We start from the raw sequence: 17427 nt of genomic DNA on the forward strand, positions 1-17427 counted from the left end.
CATGCCCAAGGTCAAAGTAGACGGCGTAGAACTCGAAGTCCCGGCGGGCGCGACGGTCCTGCAGGCGTGCGAGATGGCGGGGAAGGAAATTCCGCGCTTCTGCTATCATGAGCGCCTTTCCATCGCAGGCAATTGCCGCATGTGCCTGGTCGAAGTGAAGCCTGGACCGCCCAAGCCGCAGGCGAGCTGCGCGCTGCCCGCCGCGGATAATCAGGAAATCTTCACGCAGACCGAGATGGTCAAGAAGGCGCGCGAAGGGGTGATGGAGTTTCTCCTCATCAACCACCCGCTCGATTGCCCGATCTGCGATCAGGGCGGTGAGTGCGACCTTCAGGATCAGTCGGTCGCCTATGGCCGTGGCGGCAGCCGCTTCGAAGAGAATAAGCGCGCCGTTACCGAGAAATATATGGGTCCGATCGTCAAGACGGTCATGACCCGCTGCATCCAGTGCACCCGCTGCGTACGCTTTGCGGAGGAAGTCGCTGGCGTGCCAGAAATCGGCGCGATCTATCGCGGCGAGAATATGCAGATCACCACTTATCTCGAACATGCCGCCAAGAGCGAGCTGTCGGGCAATGTGGTGGACCTGTGCCCGGTGGGCGCGCTGACGTCGAAGCCCTATGCGTTCGAAGCGCGTCCCTGGGAGCTGCGCAAGACGCCTGCGATCGACGTGATGGATGCGGTCGGCACCAACATTCGTCTCGATAGTCGTGGCCGTCAGGTGCTCCGCGCCGTGCCGCGCATCAATGATGACGTGAACGAGGAGTGGGCGTCGGACAAGACCCGGCACAATGTCGATGGCCTGGTGCGCAAGCGGCTCGACAAGCCCTTCGTGCGCAAGGATGGCAAGCTGGTTCCCGCCACGTGGGAAGAGGCGTTCAAGGCGATCGCCGCCGTCCAGCATGGCGGGTCGGTTGCGGCGCTGGCGGGCGACCTGCTCGATTGCGAGACGATGTTCGCGGGCAAGCTGCTCGTCGAAAAGCTGGGCGGCACAATGCTCGAAGGGCGTCAGACGGGCTTGGCTTATGACGTGTCGAGCCTGTCGGCGGTCAACTTCAACACGACGCTGAATGGCATTGAGACGGCGGACGTGATCCTGCTGGTCGGCACCAACCTGCGTTGGGAAGCGCCGCTGGTGAACACGCGCATCCGCAAGGCGATCAAGAAGGGCGCGAAGGTCTTTGCGCTCGGGCCGCAGGTCGATCTGACCTACAAGGTCGAATGGCTGGGCAATGATGCGTCGCTGCTGGCGAAGCTTCCGGAAGCTGTGGTCGAGGCATTCGGCAAGGCGGCGCGTCCGGCGATGATCGTCGGCGGCGGCGTGCTGGCCAAGGATGGTGCGCATGGCGATACGCTGGCGCTGGTGGAGACGCTGGGCCTGATCAAGGATGGTTGGAACGGCTATAACGTGCTGCACTTCGCGGCGGCGCGCATGGGCGGCCTGATGCTCGGCTATGCGACGCAGGGCGGGATCAAGGCCGTGGCTGCGGGCAAGCCGAAACTGCTATTCTCGCTCGGTGCGGACGAGGTCGATTATTCGGCATTCGACGACAGCTTCAAAGTCTATGTCGGCCACCATGGCGACAAGGGTGCGCATGCGGCGGACGTGATCCTGCCTGGTGCCAGCTATGCCGAGAAGGCGGGCACCTATGTCAACCTGGAGGGCCGAGTGCAGCGCGGTGAAAAGGCCGTGTTCGCGCCGGGCGACGCGCGCGAGGACTGGTCGATCCTGCGCGCGCTTTCCGAAGTGCTGGGCGCGACGCTGCCGTTCGACAGCTTCGACGCATTGCGGGCGGAGATGGCGAAGGCGGTTCCGGCGCTTGGGGTCGAAGGTCTCGCCGATTATGGCTGGTCCGTGCCGTCGCTGCCCACCGGGGCGAGCGGGGAGTTCGGTTCGCCGATCAAGGATTTCTATCTGACCAACGCCATCTGCCGCGCCAGCCCGACGATGCAGCAATGCTCGGCCGAGCTGATCCATGGGACAAGCTTCGCGGAGGCCGCAGAGTGACCGCTTTCTTTCAAAATTGGGGGCTTCCCTTCAACGGAGCGTGGCTGCTGTCCACGGTGATCGGCATATTGGTGATTGCCCTGCCGTTGATGCTGGCAGTGGCCATGATCATCTATGCCGATCGCAAGATCTGGGCGGCCATGGCCCTGCGCCGTGGTCCGAACGTGGTCGGTCCGTTCGGCCTGCTTCAGTCCTTTGCGGACGGGGCGAAGGTGTTCCTGCAGGAAACCATCATTCCTTCGGCCGCCAACCGTGCGCTCTTCCTGATCGCGCCGATCATCACCTTCACCGTGGCACTGATCGCTTGGGCGGTGATCCCGTTCCAGGCGGGCGTGGTGCTGGCGAACATCAATGTCGGCTTGCTGTACATCCTCGCGATCAGTTCGCTCGGTGTGTACGGCATCGTGCTGGCGGGCTGGGCGTCGAACTCGAAATATCCCTTCTACTCGGCCATTCGCGCGAGCGCGCAGATGATCAGCTATGAAGTGTCGATCGGCTTCATCCTGGTCTGCGTCGTGCTGTGGGCGGGGAGCTTCAACCTGACGGCGATCGTGGAGAGCCAGCGCGGCTATTATGGCTTCATCAATGGCCATGCGTTCAACCCGCTGCTCTTCCCGATGTCGATCATGTTCCTGGTGTCGGCCATGGCGGAAACCGGCCGAGCGCCGTTCGACCTGACCGAAGCGGAAAGCGAACTGGTCGCGGGATACCAGACCGAATATTCGTCCATGTCGTTCGCGCTCTACTGGCTCGGCGAATATGCGAACGTCATTCTGATGTGCGCGCTTAACGCTATTCTCTTCTGGGGCGGATATCTGCCGCCGATCGACTGGGCACCGCTCTATTATGTGCCGGGGATCATCTGGCTGTTTGCCAAGATTCTGTTCTTCTTCTTCGTCTTTTCCTGGGTGAAGGCGACGGTGCCCCGTTACCGCTATGACCAGCTGATGCGGCTGGGCTGGAAAGTGTTCCTGCCGGTGTCGCTCTTCTTCGTCTTCTTGGTATCGGGCTTCCTGATGTTTACGCGCTACGGAGGCGCTCAATGAGCCTCGGCTATTATGTCAAATCCTTCACGCTCTGGGAGTTTGTGAAGGCGCACGCCCTGACCTTGAAATATTTCTTCAAGCCCAAGGCGACGATCAACTATCCCTATGAAAAGAACCCAATTTCGCCGCGGTTCCGGGGGGAGCATGCGCTGCGCCGCTATCCCAATGGGGAAGAACGCTGCATCGCATGCAAGCTGTGCGAAGCGGTGTGCCCGGCTCAGGCGATCACCATCGAGGCGCAACCGCGCGACGATGGCAGCCGCCGTACGACGCGCTACGACATCGACATGACGAAGTGCATCTATTGCGGCTTCTGTCAGGAAGCCTGCCCGGTGGATGCGATCGTCGAGGGGCCGAATTTCGAGTTTTCGACCGAAACCCGCGAAGAACTTATCTACGACAAGGCGAAGCTCCTTGAAAATGGCGACAAATGGGAACGCGCGCTCGCCGCGAACCTTGCCGCCGATGCTCCCTATCGTTAAGCCGCGACCCGATCGAAGAGGATATATGATCCTGTGATTCACGTGCTTGCCTTTTACCTGTTCGCCACATTGGTGGTGTGCAGCGGCGCGCTGACGATCCTGTCGCGCAACCCGGTTCATTCGGTGCTGTGGCTGATCCTGGCGTTCTTCAACGCGGCGGGGCTGATGGTGCTGCTCGGCGCCGAGTTCATCGCGATGCTGCTCGTCATCGTTTATGTGGGCGCGGTCGCCGTCTTGTTCCTTTTCGTCGTGATGATGCTTGACATCGACTTCGCGGAATTGCGGGCCGGTTTCGTCGATTATCTGCCCTTTGGCATGCTGATCGCGCTGGTTCTGCTGGCGGAGATCGTTCTGGGGATCGGCATCTGGAGCGCTGGGCCAATCGAACTGGCGCAGCGCGCGGCGCCGGTGAACCCGGAAATGTCGAACATACAGGCGATCGGAACGCTGCTTTACACGCGTTACATCTTCCTGTTCGAAGCGGCAGGCATCGTGCTGCTGGTAGCCATGATCGGCGCGATCGTGCTGACCCATCGTGCACGCGGCGGCGTCAAGGGCCAGAACATCGCCCGTCAGAACCGCCGCCGTCCGCAGGATGCCGTGCGCAACGTCAATCAGCCCGTGGGGCAGGGGGTGGAGCTGTGATCGGCCTTCAGCACTATCTGGTCGTCAGTGCGATCCTCTTCGTGATGGGGGTGCTGGGCATCTTCATCAACCGCAAGAATGTCATCATCATCCTGATGGCGATCGAATTGATCCTCTTGAGCGTGAACATCAACCTTGTCGCCTTCAGCGCCTTCCTCGGCGATCTGGTGGGCCAGGTGTTCAGCATGTTCGTGCTGACCGTCGCGGCGGGTGAGGCGGCCATCGGCCTTGCCATCCTCGTCATCTATTTCCGTGGTCGCGGCACGATTGCCGTCGATGATGTCAACCGGATGAAGGGCTAAAGCTCGATGATCCAGCTTATCGTCCTTCTCCCGCTCATCGCGGCTGTCATCGCGGGCCTTGGCAACAAGGCGCTGGGGAAGCTGCCCGCGAAGATCATCACCACCGGCGCGCTGTTCGTTTCCTGCGCGCTTAGCTGGCCAATCTTCATCAGCTTCCTGACCGGCCATGCCGAACCTTATGTGGCCCCGGCCTTCACCTGGATCCAGTCGGGCAGCTTTGACGCGCAATGGGCGCTGCGTGTGGACGCGATGACGGCGGTCATGCTGGTGGTCATCACCAGCGTGTCGAGCCTCGTTCATCTCTACAGCTGGGGCTATATGGAGGAGGAGCCGGATCAGCCGCGCTTCTTTGCCTATCTGTCGCTCTTCACCTTCGCGATGCTGATGCTCGTTACGGCGAACAATCTGCTTCAGATGTTCTTCGGTTGGGAAGGCGTGGGCCTCGCCTCCTATCTGCTGATCGGTTTCTGGTTCCGTAAGCCCTCCGCAAACGCGGCCGCGATCAAGGCGTTCGTCGTGAACCGCGTCGGTGACCTCGGCTTCATGCTCGGCATTTTCGGCACCTATCTGGTGTTCAACACCATCTCGATCCCGGAGATTTTGGAAGCCGCGCCCTCGATGGCCGGTTCCACTATCGGCTTCCTGGGCTATCGCTTCGACACGATGACCGTGCTCTGCCTGCTGCTGTTCATCGGCGCGATGGGCAAGTCGGCGCAGCTCGGACTGCACACCTGGTTGCCGGACGCGATGGAAGGCCCGACGCCTGTGTCGGCGCTGATCCACGCCGCGACGATGGTGACTGCGGGCGTGTTCATGGTGTGCCGCCTGTCGCCGATGTTCGAGGTGTCGCCGACAGCGCTTGGTTTCGTGACCTTCATCGGCGCTGCCACCTGCCTGTTCGCGGCGACGGTCGGCACGGTGCAGAACGACATCAAGCGGGTCATCGCCTATTCGACCTGTTCGCAACTCGGCTATATGTTCTTCGCGGCAGGCGTCGGCGCTTATGGAGCGGCGATGTTCCACCTGTTCACGCACGCTTTCTTCAAGGCGCTGTTGTTCCTGGGGGCAGGCTCGGTCATCCATGCCATGCATCATGAACAGGACATGCGTTATTATGGTGCGCTGCGTAAGGAAATCCCGGTCACCTTCTGGACGATGACGCTGGGCACGCTGGCGATCACGGGTGTCGGCATTCCACTGCTCGGCTATGGTTTTGCTGGCTTCTATTCGAAGGACGCGATCCTGGAATCGGCATTCGCCGCAGGTGGCTATGGCACCGGGGCGTTCCTGGTCGGTGTATTCGCCGCGCTGCTCACCAGCTTCTATAGCTGGCGTCTGGTGTTCCTCACCTTCTTCGGCAAGCCGCGCTGGGCCGCATCAGAGCATATCCAGCATGCGATTCATGGGCATCATGAATCGCCGGACGAAGAAACCGCTCATGACGATCATGCGACGCATGGTCATGGGTCGGAGCATGCCAACGCTCCCGCTCAGGAAAATGCGGGCCATGATGCGCACGGACATGAAGCGGACGCGCATGCGCTGCACGGCGGAACCGGCGGCTATCACCCACATGAGAGCCCTTGGGTCATGTTGTTGCCGCTCGTTGTGCTCAGCCTGGGCGCGGTGTTCGCGGGCTTCCTCTTCCATGACCAGTTCATCGGAGCCGAAGGCGGCATCGAGTTCTGGAAGGGCGCCCTGGCGTTCGACAGCCATCTGATGCATGCCGCGCATGAGGTCCCGACCTGGGTCAAATTCTCACCCTTCGCGGTGATGCTGACCGGCTTTGTGATCGCGTGGCTGAGTTACATCAAGAATACCGATTGGCCGCGCCGGTTCGTGGCGGAGTTCGGTGTGCTGTACCGCTTCCTGCTCAACAAATGGTATTTCGACGAGCTGTATCATTTCCTGTTCGTCAAGCCTGCCTTCGCCATCGGCCGCTTCTTCTGGAAGTTCGGTGATGTGGGCTTCATCGACCGCTTCGGGCCCAATGGGCTTGCCGCTCTGGTCGTGCAGGGCAACAAAGTCACCCGTCGGCTACAGTCCGGCTACCTCTACACTTACGCGTTGGTGATGCTGATCGGCCTCGCCGCGGCCGCAACCTGGGCGATGACACGATAATGGACGGCTTCCCCATCCTTTCCCTGATGATGGCAGTGCCGATGGCGGGGGCCATCGCCTGTCTCTATGCGGGCGCGAACACGGCGCGCTGGATAGCGTTGTTGGCGACGCTGGTCGATCTGGCGCTGGGCGTCTTGCTGTGGGCGAATTTCGACCAGTCGGGCAGCGTCGCGCAGTGGCAGTTCCAGGAATATGCGCCGATCTTCGGCCGCTTCGCCTGGGCGCTGGGCATCGATGGCATCGCCCTGGTGCTGATCATGCTGACCGTCTTCCTGATGCCGATATGCATCGGGGCGAGCTGGGAGGCGATCCAGAAGCGGGTCGGCGAATATATGGCGGCCTTCCTGTTCATGGAGGTGCTGATGATCGGCGTCTTCACGGCGCAGGATATCTACCTCTTCTACGTGATGTTCGAAGCTGGCCTGATCCCGATGTATCTGATCATCGGCATCTGGGGCGGGGCGGATCGCATCTACGCGTCTTACAAATTCTTCCTCTACACTCTGCTTGGATCGGTGCTGATGCTGATCGCGATGATGTGGATGGTGCATGAAGCAGGCACCACCGACATCCCGACGCTGATGGCGTATAATTTCGATCCGCATGTGCAGATATGGCTGTTCCTCGCCTTCTTTGCGAGCTTCGCGGTCAAGATGCCGATGTGGCCAGTGCATACCTGGCTCCCTGACGCGCACGTTCAGGCGCCGACCGCTGGCTCGGTCATTCTGGCGGGCGTGCTGCTGAAGATGGGTGGCTACGGCTTCATCCGCTTTTCGCTCCCGATGTTCCCGGAAGCTTCGGCGCAGCTCGCCTGGCTGGTCTGGGGTCTGTCTATGGTGGCCGTGGTTTACACCAGCCTCGTCGCGCTGGTGCAGACCGACATGAAAAAGCTGATCGCCTATTCGTCGGTCGCGCACATGGCGATCGTGACGGTCGGCCTGTTCGCCTTCAACCAGGCGGGTATCGAGGGCGCGATGATGGTGATGCTGGGCCACGGGCTGGTATCGGGCGCGCTGTTCCTGTGTGTCGGCGTCATATACGACCGGCTGCATACGCGTGAGATTTCGCGCTATGGCGGGCTCAGCATCAACATGCCGAAATATGCGGTTCTGTTCCTGCTGTTCACCATGGCGTCGGTCGGTCTTCCGGGCACGAGCAACTTCGTCGGTGAGTTCCTGGCGCTGATGGGCATTTATCAGGCATCGAGCTGGGTAGCGCTGGTCTGCACGACGGGTATTATTTTAGGCGCGGCCTATATGCTCTATCTCTATCGCCGGATCGCTTATGGCGAGCAGAAGAATGCCGACGCTGCCGCTATGCCGGACCTGTCGATGCGTGAGATGTGGCTGCTGGCGCCGATCGCGGCTGCCGTGCTGTGGATGGGCATCTATCCTGAGAGCTTCCTGGCGCCGATGCGGTCCGATATCCGCGCGCTGGAGGCCCGCATCGCCTCTGCGGCTCCGGCGGGTGACAGCAGGATCAAGATGGGTCCCGCCGTCCCGAAGGCTGAAGCCCATCACGGCGAAGACCATAGCGCTATGTCCCATGAAAAAGCGTCGGGGGAGGCGCACTGATGATTGATTCCGCTTCCCTTTTGGCTGTTCTGCCGGAGCTTGTCCTGACAGCGGGCGGCTTGGTCCTGCTGCTGACGGCTGCTTTTGGCGGTGATGGCACCGCACGCGTAGTGAACTGGCTGTCGGTGCTCACGCTTCTCGTCGCGGGTCTGACGCTGCCGGTGTCTATGGAGCATGGCCCGCTTGCATTTGACGGACTGGTGCGCGCGGATGCCTTCTCGATCTTTGCCAAGTCGCTGATCTACGCCTCGGCGGGCGCCGCGATTCTGCTCGCGCCCCGCTATTTCGCTGCTGGTGGTGCAGTGCGTCCGGAATATCCGGTTCTGATCCTGTTCAGCAGCGTCGGCATGGGCATGATGGTGTCGGCCGGTGACCTGCTGACCCTCTATGTCGGGTTGGAGATGCAGAGCCTTGCCGCCTATGTGCTGGCGAGCTTCATGCGGCAGGATGAGCGGTCTTCCGAGGCTGGCCTTAAATATTTTGTGCTGGGGTCACTGGCTAGCGGCATCCTGCTCTATGGCACGGCGTTGCTATACGGTTTCACCGGCAGCACGAGCTTCGATGGCATTGCGGTGGCGCTGGGCGATGGCGTGGGCAAGGGCGAACTGTTCGGCATGGTGTTCCTGCTGGCTGGCCTTGCGTTCAAGATGAGCGCGGTGCCGTTCCACATGTGGACGCCCGACGTCTATGAAGGCGCGCCGACGCCGGTTACCACCTTCTTCGGCAGCGCGCCCAAGGTGGCAGCGATGGCGCTCACCGTGCGCGTCGCGATCGAAGCGCTTGGGCCCGCTGGGCTCGACTGGCAGCAGATCGTGATCTTCGTGGCGCTGGCTTCGATCATCTTCGGCGCGGTGGCGGCGATCGGCCAGACGAACATCAAGCGGCTGATGGCCTATTCGTCGATCAACAATGTCGGCTTTGCGCTGATCGGCCTTGCTGCGGCGACGCCTGCGGGCGTGGCGGCGACGATGAGCTATATGGCGATCTATGTCGTCATGACGATCGGTGCTTTTGCCTGTATCCTGCAGATGCGTGATGCGCAAGGCCGTCCGGTGGAAAGCATCGCAAGCCTGGCGGGCTTGTCTCAGTCGCGCAAGGGACTGGCCGCTGCACTGGCGATCTTCATGTTCTCCATGGCCGGCATCCCGCCGCTGTTCGGCTTCTGGGCCAAGTTCCTTGTGTTCGATGCGGCGGTCGCGGCGGGTCTCACTGCGCTGGCGGCATTCGGCATCGCGGCTTCCGTGATCGGCGCTTTCTACTATCTGAAGATCATCAAGACGATGTACTTCGATGAACCGGCTACCGCCTATGAGGCGCGGGGCGGGGCGGTCGAAAATGTCATCCTGACCGCCTGCGCGGTGGTGATCGTCGTCGGATATCTGTTGAACCCGGTGCTCGATCAAGCGAGCGCGGCGGCTGCGGCGTCGCTGTTCTGAGCGACATCCGCTTCGTCGAAGAGACCGGATCAACCAACGCCGACATGCTGGCGTTGGCGGATCAGGGCGTGGCGGAAGGAACATGGCTGCGTGCGGGCCGTCAGGTCGGCGGGCGAGGTCGCATGGGGCGGACCTGGGAAAGTCCTACGGGCAATCTCTATTGTTCCACACTGGTGCGGCTGCGCGCGGGTGATCCGCCTGCCCATCTGCTTGCTCTGGTCGCGGCGAACGCGGTTCATGCGCTCGTTGCGCCATCGTGCGACGGGCAGGCGCGGATCAAATGGCCCAATGATGTCCTGGTCGACGGCGCGAAGATCGCCGGAATCCTGCTCGAACGCGCAGGCGACGCGATTGTGGTCGGGATCGGCATCAATGTCGTGGATCATCCGGCCGGGTTGGACAGGCCGGTCACAAGTCTTGCAGCGCAAGGTGCCGCTGATGCAGAAGCGGGAGCGCTGCTGGAGAGGTTGGCGCAATTGTTCGGCCATTGGCTGGCTGTCTGGCGGGCTCAAGGACTGGAGCCAGTGCGGGCGCACTGGTTGTTGAACGCTCATCCCACTGGCACGGCAATGCGGGTCGTGCAGCCTGACGGCGAGACGATCGAAGGGGCTTTCGATACGCTTGACCAGCAAGGCATGCTGATCCTCCGCTTGGCGAATGGCGAGACACGTGCCATTCATGCGGGCGACATCCTACTCATCTGATATCCGGGGACGGGCCATGCTTCTCGCGATCGACGCGGGCAATACCAATGTGGTTTTCGCACTGCTTGATGGGCGCGAGATCCGTGCGCGCTGGCGGATCGCGACAGACCCGCGCCGGACGGCGGACGAATATGCGGTGTGGCTGAACCAGCTGCTGATGCTGGAGGGCTATGGCATCGCGGATGTCGATGCGGTGATCATCGCCACGGTCGTGCCGCGCGCGCTGCATAATCTTCAGGTGCTGGCGGAGAAATATTTCAAGACGGCTGCGCTGGTCGCGGGACAAGCGCCTGTCGAATGGGGCGTGGAACTTGATGTCGCGGAGCCTGCTTCCGTCGGCGCGGACCGGGTTGTCAACGCCATCGCTGCGCACCATCTATATGAAGGCGATTTGATCGTCATAGATTTTGGGACTGCAACCACCTTTGACGTCATCGACTATCAAGGGACGTACAAGGGCGGAATCATCGCGCCGGGTATCAACCTGTCGCTCGACGCGCTGGTAGCGGCGGCCGCCAAGCTTCCGAAGATCGCCATTGCGCCACCGGAGAACCGTTCGGTTATCGGTCGGACCACCGAAGCGCAGATGCATATCGGGGTGTTCTGGGGCTATGTGGCGATGATGGAAGGGCTGGTTGCCCGGATGCGGGCGGAGATTGGCCGTCCGGCCAAGGTAATTTCGACAGGCGGCCTTGCCGTCCTGTTCGATGAGAATAGCGAAATTTTCGATGCGATCGCGCCTGACCTCACCATTTTGGGCTTGGCGCTGTTGCACGAGCGGAGTTTGAAGAACTGATGACACCTAAAGACGAGCTGCTCTTCCTGGCCCTTGGCGGGTCGGGGGAGATTGGCATGAACGTCAATCTTTATGGTTGCCAGGGTAAGTGGGTGATGGTCGATCTAGGCCTGACATTCGCCGACCCGGCATATCCCGGCGTCGAACTCGTGCTGCCGGACCTGTCCTTCATCGAGGAGCGCCGTGAGGACCTGCTCGGCATCGTGCTTACCCATGGGCATGAAGATCATATCGGGGCGATACCCTATCTCGCCGCCGATCTGGGCGTGCCGCTTTATGCTACCCCATTCACGGCGGGGCTGATCAGGCTGAAGCTGGAGGAAGAAGGCCTTACCAGCGAGGTCGAACTCAACGTGATCGACAATGAGGGAAGCTTTGCCCTGGGCCCGTTCGGATTCCGCTACGTGCCGCTGGCGCATTCGATCCCCGAAGGCAATGCGGTGTTGATCGACACTCCTCACGGACGCGTGTTCCATACCGGCGATTGGAAGATCGATGAGAAGCCAGTGCTGGGGCAGCCGTCGACGCCGGAAGAACTGACGGCGATTGGCGATGAGGGCGTGCTGGCGCTGGTGTGCGACAGTACCAACGTGTTCAATCCCGAGGCGAGCGGTTCCGAAGGAGATGTGCGCGAAGGGCTGATGCAGACGATCACCGGTGCGAAGGGGCGTGTGCTGGTCACGACCTTCGCCTCGAACGCCGCGCGTTTGCAGACGCTGGGCGAAGTGGCGAATGCCGTTGGACGCAAACTGTGTGTCGCGGGCAGGTCGCTCGACCGGATCATCTCGACCGCGAGGACGGCGGGTTATCTCAAAGATTTCCCGCCCACGGTCGACTGGGACGACGCGATGGCGCTTCCCCGCAACGAGGTGATGATTATCGCGACCGGAGGGCAGGGGGAAGCGCGGGCGGCGCTCTCGCGGATCGCTTTCGACAGTCATCCAATCAAGCTCGATACCGGCGATCTCGTCGTTTTCTCGTCCAAGCAGATTCCGGGCAATGAAATCGCCATCGGGCGCATTCAAAATGCGCTGGCGGCGAAGGGCGTGCTGATGGTCACGGATCGTCAGGCCGAAGTGCATGTGTCGGGTCATCCGGGACGGCCGGAACTTGAGGCCATGTATCGGTGGGTGCGGCCGCAGATCCTGCTGCCAGTGCATGGTGAGCGGCGGCATATGGCAGAGCAGGCGCGGCTTGGGCTTTCGAGCGGCGTACCAAGCGCGATTGTCCAGTCCAATGGTGACCTGTTGCGGCTTGCGCCCAATGGCCCCGAGATCATCGGGCATGAAGCGACTGGGCGTCTGGTTCTGGATGGCGACGTGATCCTGCCTGCGGATGGATCAACGATGAATGAGCGGCGCAAGGTCGCATTGCACGGGCAGATCAGCGTCGCGGTGGCTCTCGATCGCAAGGGCAAGCTGATGGGCGAGCCAGCGCTGCGTACGCAAGGCGTGCCGGTGGAAGAGGACAAGGCTGCCTTCCTGGCCGAAGCCGCGGATGAGGCGGCGGAAGCTGTCGGCAAGGGCTCGCAGGAAGAAGAGGCGCTGCGCGAGCGGGTACGTCTGGCCGTGCGCAGGACGGCGACACGCTGGACGGGCAAGAAGCCGGTGGTGGACGTGCTCCTCATTCGGGCCTAAGGCTGCGCGCCATGAATTGGTACGCGATCCTCGCCATTTATGTGCTGTTCTGGGTCATCAGCGCTTTCATCGTCCTGCCGTTCGGCATCCGCACGCCCGATGAGACGGGTGAAGTGATGCTGACGGGACAGGCGGATAGCGCGCCCAGCAACTTCCGTCCCGGCCTGGTAGCCGTTCGTGCTACGATCCTCTCGGCGGTGCTGTTTGGGCTATATTATGCCAATTATGTCGAGGGCTGGGTAACGCTGGAGCAGATCACCCGCCGTTCGTGAGGGGTTTCGACAAGCTCAGCCCGGACGGTGGTGAGGGGCTGGACAAGTATTGAGCCGTCAAGAATTGCGCGCGGCCGTCAGTGCAATCCAACGGCCGGTATGTCGTTGTCCATCGACAACATCATGATGATGAGTTCGGAGCGGGATTTTATGCCCAGCTTCTGAAAGATGCTGTGTAGATGCACCTTGACCGTTCCTTCGGTCAGGCCGCAGCGGGCCGCGATTTCGCGGTTGCGCAGGCCAGCGCGGATCAGCCCGGCAATCTCCAGTTCCCGATCGGTGAGGGCAGCGAGGCTGTTATTTTCGTTCGATGGGGCGGATATGCTGTGCACCAGGGCCTGCTCCATGACGGTGGGCGAAATGCTTTTATTGCCGTCCAGAACCTCGGTTATGCAGGTGAGCAGTTCCTTGGGGTCGCTGTCCTTGAGGACGACACCGTCCACGCCCAGCTTTATTGCTTCCAAAGTCTGGTCGGGCCGGATGTGGACCGTCATGAAGATGACGGGCACGGTGCTGCCGCTTTCCCGAATGGCTGAAAGGATGGCGAGGCCGCCGCCGTCCTTCATGCTGACGTCGAGGATCAGCAGGTCCGGCTGATCTGCCTTAAGTCGGGCGATCGCCTCGCTAACGGAGCGGGCGCAGAAGATGACGTCATGTCCATGCGAACTCAAAAACTGCGCCATGCCGTCAAGGAAGATCGGGTGGTCGTCTACTATCGCAATCTGCGCCATCATATCGGGGACCTCGGCAGGGATGAAGGAAGCCTAATCGAAATAAGTGAATTCATGCTTAAATTGTGGAAATAGGCGGTGCCGCCGATCTTTCCCAAACGCTTCATGATGGATTGCGACTGGAGTTCAAAGTCGCCGGTATAGCTTTGCTGCTCAATCGGTTGGGCGCCGGGATTGTCCTTCAGTGCGATCAGAATCTCATCATCCGCCTTCGCAAGCGAGACAGTGATGTGTTTCGCGGCGGCATGCTTCACCGCGTTCGCAGCAGCTTCTCTGAGCAGGAACTCGACCTCGGCGGCTGTTTCGGACGTCACCATCATGGGATGATCGATCGGATTGAGCCGGCATTCGATCCCCCATTGCAGGGCAATGAACCGGCAGCAGGCCTCGACATCGTGAACAAGGTCGACATCGTCGGGACCAGTGTCCGTGACATTGAGCAGGCGGCGCAAATGCGCCTGCTCTGCCGTGACGAGTTCCTCCATCGCGAGCAGTTCGGCAAGCTGGTGCGGCGCGTTGATGGCGGCGAGGCCATGTTGTGCAGTGACCAGGCGGACGCGCAGCGCGGCAAGCGTTTGAAGGACGCTGTCATGAAGATCGCGGCTGAGCGCCAGCCGGGCCTCCGCAAAAGTCCGGTCCCGCCATGCAATCAAGAAGAAATGCCGTTCCAGGAATAGTTCCAGCCCTTCCTGAATGCGCAATGCGCGGAGGAGTGCGGCGGGGGACCAGCCATGGCGCGCACCGACATACAGGCGGCCCCGCAATTCTCCAGCCTGGACGTGGAAGCTGACGCCCTGTCCTGGACCCAGCAGGCTCGACAGTGCCTCGGTGAGGTGCGCGGCCTTCTCCGTGCGCGTTATCCCCAGACGGTTGCGCATAAGCAGGCGGCTGGATTGGCTAGCGTAGACAAAGGGCGCGTCCGTAGGTGAAATGCGCGTCAGGGCTTCCACTTGTTGCTGTGTCAGGGAGACGGTGTGAACGCCATCCGCACTCGCGAGTTCGCAGTGGCTTGCGCCATCGCCGATCTGCCAGATGAAAGCACAATAGCGAGCCGCCATAAGCTCGGATATCTGTTCCACCACGAAGCGCGGCAGCGATTTCTGGAAAGACAGTCCCACGGCCTGCAACCGTTCGGACCAGTTGATCAGCCGCCGTTCCAGTATCGACATGCTGAGCATCGACGCAGCGATGGTGCAGCCGATGATGACGGTGATGCCATCGATCGCGCGGTCGACCTCCGCAACATGACGTTCAGCGGCCCAAGGCTCGTAAGACCCTCGCGCCAGGAAAGCGAGGACGAGACAAAGTGCCAGCACGATGATCGAGCCGCGGCCGAACCGTTCGGAAGCGGACCACGCAACGAAGAAGAGGCAAGCGAGCGCCGGAATCTGCAAGGGTTGGCAAAGGGCGATCACCGTCAGGAAGATGATCGCGTCCACGATCAATGTCAGTGGCCGGAGCAACAGGCCGAGAGGCGGCGACAGCACATGCTGAGCCACGCCAAGGGCAGTCCAGAGCCAGAGGCCGCTCTGAATGAGCATTGCGCTATGCATGAAATCGGGTTCGGGATCGAACATCGCCGTGATCTGCCACGTGGCGGCAACGGCGAAGGCGACGCGGGATATGGCAAAACCCAGCGTCGGTGATCGACCCAACCAAAGCACCAGGCGGTCCATCGCGGTAGATGACGCCTTGGGCATATTCAACATGGTGGCTTGTCCCCCGACTCCCACCGCCATGTTTCACCACAGCCGGACGACAGAAACAACATATATCAATCTTTTATCCCGATGCACCCAATGGCATGGCGCGGCGAAACATGCGCCGCTAAGGATGGCGGATGGCTGTGCTTATCACTCCAGCCCTGATCTGCGGGGTAAGGTCCCATGGCGAACATGGTGCCATTGCACGGCTCTTGACTCCGGATCATGGCCTGCTGGCGGGCTATGTTCGGGGAGGTCGATCCCGCGCATTGCGTCCCGTGCTGCTGCCCGGGAATAGCGTGAAGGCGGAATTCCGGGCACGAACCGAAGAGCAGCTTGCCGGGCTGGCGGTCGAACTGGATCACAGCCGGGCGCCATTGCTGTCCGAGCCGTTACCGGCTGCCGCGATCGATTGGATATGTGCCCTGACGGCAGTGGCTTTGCCGGAGGGAACACCGTATCCTGCCCTGTACCAGGCCTTAGACGGCGTCCTTGGGGCGATCGATGCCGCGCCAGCGGCGCGAGGCTGGGGCGCTGCACTGGTGCGCTACGAACTGCTGATGCTGGCCGAATTGGGCTTTGGCCTTGATCTTGGGCGGTGCGCGGCGACGGGCGGCAACGAGGATTTGGCCTTTGTAAGCCCGCGCAGTGCTGCGGCGGTCAGCAGGGCGGGCGCGGCGGGATATGAAAGGCGGTTGCTGCCGTTGCCCCGCTTTTTGATCGAAGGAGGCAGCGGCGACTGGCCAAGCATAGTCGACGGATTGCAGCTGACCGGCTTCTTTCTGGAGCGGTCGGTGCTGACCGACTGGCGGGCTGACACGCTTGCCGCGCGCGAAAGGCTGGTCGATCGACTGAAAAGAGCGGTTGCGTGAGGCGCGGCGGCTTCATAAGGGGCGGCCACGACATTGAAGGAGTTTCGCGCCATGTTGATCGCCCTGTTCCCTGGAGATGGTATCGGTCCGGAGATCATCGCGCAGGCGCGGCGCGTGCTCGACGCGCTGGCGATCGAGGGCCTGACCTATGAAGAAGGTTTGGTTGGCGGGGCTGCCTATAAGGCGGTGGGCCACCCGTTGCCGCCTGAAACGCTGGACATCGCACGGCGTGCGGACGCCATATTGTTCGGCGCGGTGGGTGATCCCGACTGCGATTCGTTGGAACGGCATTTGCGGCCGGAGCAGGCGATCCTTGGGCTGCGCAAGGCGCTGGGGCTGTTTTCCAATCTGCGCCCGGCAAAGGTCTTTCCGGAGCTCGCCGACGCATCTGCCCTTAAGAAGGAGGTGGCGAGCGCCATCGACTTGCTGATCGTGCGCGAGACCAATGGCGACGTCTATTTCGGCGAGAAAGGCATGCGCAAGACGGTCGACGGGCTGCGCGAAGGCTATGACATCATGTCCTACAATGAAGAGCAGGTGCGCAAGATCGCGCATCAGGGCTTCCAGGCCGCACGCGCGCGGCGCGGCAAGCTCTGCTCGGTGGACAAGGCCAATGTCCTGGAAACCAGCCAGCTGTGGCGCGACGTGGTGATCGAGGTTTCGGCCGAATATCCCGATGTCGCCCTGTCCCACATGTATGTGGACAATGCCGCGATGCAGCTGGTGCGTGATCCGGGCCAGTTCGACGTCATCGTGACAGGCAATATGTTCGGCGACATCCTGTCCGACCAGGCGAGCATGTGCGTTGGATCGATCGGCATGCTGGCTTCGGCTACCCTCAACGACAGCAATCAGGGCCTGTACGAGCCGATCCATGGTTCCGCGCCCGATATCGCAGGGCAGGGCAAGGCCAATCCGCTTGCAACGGTCCTGTCGGCGGGGATGATGCTGCGTTACTCGCTTGGGCTCCCGGAACAGGCTGACCGGATCGAGGCTGCTGTTGCCAAGGCGCTCGCCAATGGTGCGCGTAGCCCCGATCTGGGTGGAACCATGAACACGGTCGAGATGGGCGACGCGGTGCTCGCGGCGCTGAACTGA

16 protein-coding genes are annotated in these 17427 nt (G+C 61.5%); 14 read left to right on the plus strand and 2 right to left on the minus strand.

Annotated elements, in window-relative coordinates; translation table 11 throughout:
* Position 1 precedes the first annotated feature (1 nt).
* Genes nuoG through ACYU8T_RS03035 form a run of 12 tightly spaced genes read left to right on the plus strand, consistent with a single transcriptional unit; the run spans position 2 to position 13023 of the window.
* On the plus strand, positions 2-2008 hold the full coding sequence (gene nuoG / locus ACYU8T_RS02980; protein ID WP_461158466.1) for an NADH-quinone oxidoreductase subunit NuoG: 2007 nt from the start codon (positions 2-4) through the stop codon (positions 2006-2008).
* Positions 2005-3054: an NADH-quinone oxidoreductase subunit NuoH gene (gene nuoH, locus ACYU8T_RS02985; RefSeq protein WP_097091198.1), complete on the plus strand. Its 1050-nt coding sequence runs from the start codon at positions 2005-2007 to the stop codon at positions 3052-3054. Before nuoG ends, nuoH begins: the two co-directional genes overlap by 4 nt.
* Complete coding sequence (gene nuoI, locus ACYU8T_RS02990; RefSeq protein WP_097091199.1) at positions 3051-3536, plus strand: NADH-quinone oxidoreductase subunit NuoI; 486 nt, start codon at positions 3051-3053, stop codon at positions 3534-3536. Before nuoH ends, nuoI begins: the two co-directional genes overlap by 4 nt.
* A gap of 33 nt (positions 3537-3569) precedes the next feature.
* On the plus strand, positions 3570-4181 hold the full coding sequence (locus ACYU8T_RS02995) for an NADH-quinone oxidoreductase subunit J (RefSeq protein ID WP_097091200.1): 612 nt from the start codon (positions 3570-3572) through the stop codon (positions 4179-4181).
* Positions 4178-4483: an NADH-quinone oxidoreductase subunit NuoK gene (gene nuoK / locus ACYU8T_RS03000; RefSeq protein WP_037463269.1), complete on the plus strand. Its 306-nt coding sequence runs from the start codon at positions 4178-4180 to the stop codon at positions 4481-4483. The genes ACYU8T_RS02995 and nuoK overlap by 4 nt, the downstream gene beginning before the upstream one ends.
* Positions 4484-4489: 6 nt before the next feature.
* Positions 4490-6604, plus strand: a complete 2115-nt coding sequence (nuoL, locus tag ACYU8T_RS03005) for an NADH-quinone oxidoreductase subunit L (protein ID WP_461158467.1) — start codon at positions 4490-4492, stop codon at positions 6602-6604.
* Positions 6604-8178 carry an NADH-quinone oxidoreductase subunit M gene (locus ACYU8T_RS03010; protein ID WP_461158468.1) on the plus strand — a complete coding sequence of 525 codons (1575 nt, stop codon included), beginning with the start codon at positions 6604-6606 and terminating at the stop codon, positions 8176-8178. The genes nuoL and ACYU8T_RS03010 overlap by 1 nt, the downstream gene beginning before the upstream one ends.
* Entirely contained in the window at positions 8178-9614 is a 1437-nt protein-coding gene (nuoN, locus tag ACYU8T_RS03015; RefSeq protein WP_461158469.1) for an NADH-quinone oxidoreductase subunit NuoN, read from the plus strand. Before ACYU8T_RS03010 ends, nuoN begins: the two co-directional genes overlap by 1 nt.
* Before the next feature lie 5 nt (positions 9615-9619).
* A complete protein-coding gene (locus ACYU8T_RS03020; protein WP_461159732.1) occupies positions 9620-10318 on the plus strand; it encodes a biotin--[acetyl-CoA-carboxylase] ligase in 699 nt (232 codons plus the stop codon).
* 16 nt (positions 10319-10334) lie between these two features.
* On the plus strand, positions 10335-11114 hold the full coding sequence (locus ACYU8T_RS03025) for a type III pantothenate kinase (RefSeq protein WP_201513466.1): 780 nt from the start codon (positions 10335-10337) through the stop codon (positions 11112-11114).
* Positions 11114-12751 carry a ribonuclease J gene (locus ACYU8T_RS03030; protein WP_201513467.1) on the plus strand — a complete coding sequence of 546 codons (1638 nt, stop codon included), beginning with the start codon at positions 11114-11116 and terminating at the stop codon, positions 12749-12751. The genes ACYU8T_RS03025 and ACYU8T_RS03030 overlap by 1 nt, the downstream gene beginning before the upstream one ends.
* A gap of 11 nt (positions 12752-12762) precedes the next feature.
* Positions 12763-13023 (plus strand): DUF1467 family protein, encoded by a 261-nt coding sequence (locus tag ACYU8T_RS03035; RefSeq protein WP_461158470.1) that lies wholly within the window; start codon positions 12763-12765, stop codon positions 13021-13023.
* A gap of 77 nt (positions 13024-13100) precedes the next feature.
* Here ACYU8T_RS03035 and ACYU8T_RS03040 read toward each other — a convergent pair whose 3' ends face one another.
* Both ACYU8T_RS03040 and ACYU8T_RS03045 read right to left on the minus strand, forming a co-directional pair.
* A complete protein-coding gene (locus ACYU8T_RS03040; RefSeq protein ID WP_255254703.1) occupies positions 13101-13754 on the minus strand; it encodes a response regulator in 654 nt (217 codons plus the stop codon).
* Positions 13754-15463 (minus strand): histidine kinase, encoded by a 1710-nt coding sequence (locus ACYU8T_RS03045; RefSeq protein WP_461158471.1) that lies wholly within the window; start codon positions 15461-15463, stop codon positions 13754-13756. The genes ACYU8T_RS03040 and ACYU8T_RS03045 overlap by 1 nt, the downstream gene beginning before the upstream one ends.
* A gap of 131 nt (positions 15464-15594) precedes the next feature.
* Here ACYU8T_RS03045 and recO point away from each other — a divergent pair, with 131 nt between their 5' ends.
* Positions 15595-16329, plus strand: coding sequence for a DNA repair protein RecO (gene recO / locus ACYU8T_RS03050; protein WP_461158472.1), 735 nt, complete (start codon positions 15595-15597; stop codon positions 16327-16329).
* A gap of 51 nt (positions 16330-16380) precedes the next feature.
* Positions 16381-17427 (plus strand): 3-isopropylmalate dehydrogenase, encoded by a 1047-nt coding sequence (leuB, locus tag ACYU8T_RS03055; RefSeq protein ID WP_097092721.1) that lies wholly within the window; start codon positions 16381-16383, stop codon positions 17425-17427.

The organism is Sphingobium sp. TomMM35A (genome assembly GCF_054771735.1).

Excerpts from the sequence above, each read along its gene's own strand:
- nuoI (WP_097091199.1), top strand. The coding sequence starts at position 3,051 with ATGAGCCTCGGCTATTATGTCAAATCCTTCACGCTCTGGGAGTTTGTG.
- ACYU8T_RS03010 (WP_461158468.1), top strand. The coding sequence starts at position 6,604 with ATGGACGGCTTCCCCATCCTTTCCCTGATGATGGCAGTGCCGATGGCG.
- ACYU8T_RS03045 (WP_461158471.1), bottom strand. The coding sequence starts at position 15,463 with ATGTTGAATATGCCCAAGGCGTCATCTACCGCGATGGACCGCCTGGTG.
- ACYU8T_RS03025 (WP_201513466.1), top strand. The coding sequence starts at position 10,335 with ATGCTTCTCGCGATCGACGCGGGCAATACCAATGTGGTTTTCGCACTG.
- nuoG (WP_461158466.1), top strand. The coding sequence starts at position 2 with ATGCCCAAGGTCAAAGTAGACGGCGTAGAACTCGAAGTCCCGGCGGGC.
- ACYU8T_RS03035 (WP_461158470.1), top strand. The coding sequence starts at position 12,763 with ATGAATTGGTACGCGATCCTCGCCATTTATGTGCTGTTCTGGGTCATC.
- leuB (WP_097092721.1), top strand. The coding sequence starts at position 16,381 with ATGTTGATCGCCCTGTTCCCTGGAGATGGTATCGGTCCGGAGATCATC.
- nuoN (WP_461158469.1), top strand. The coding sequence starts at position 8,178 with ATGATTGATTCCGCTTCCCTTTTGGCTGTTCTGCCGGAGCTTGTCCTG.
- ACYU8T_RS03040 (WP_255254703.1), bottom strand. The coding sequence starts at position 13,754 with ATGGCGCAGATTGCGATAGTAGACGACCACCCGATCTTCCTTGACGGC.
- recO (WP_461158472.1), top strand. The coding sequence starts at position 15,595 with ATGGCTGTGCTTATCACTCCAGCCCTGATCTGCGGGGTAAGGTCCCAT.
- nuoL (WP_461158467.1), top strand. The coding sequence starts at position 4,490 with ATGATCCAGCTTATCGTCCTTCTCCCGCTCATCGCGGCTGTCATCGCG.
- ACYU8T_RS03030 (WP_201513467.1), top strand. The coding sequence starts at position 11,114 with ATGACACCTAAAGACGAGCTGCTCTTCCTGGCCCTTGGCGGGTCGGGG.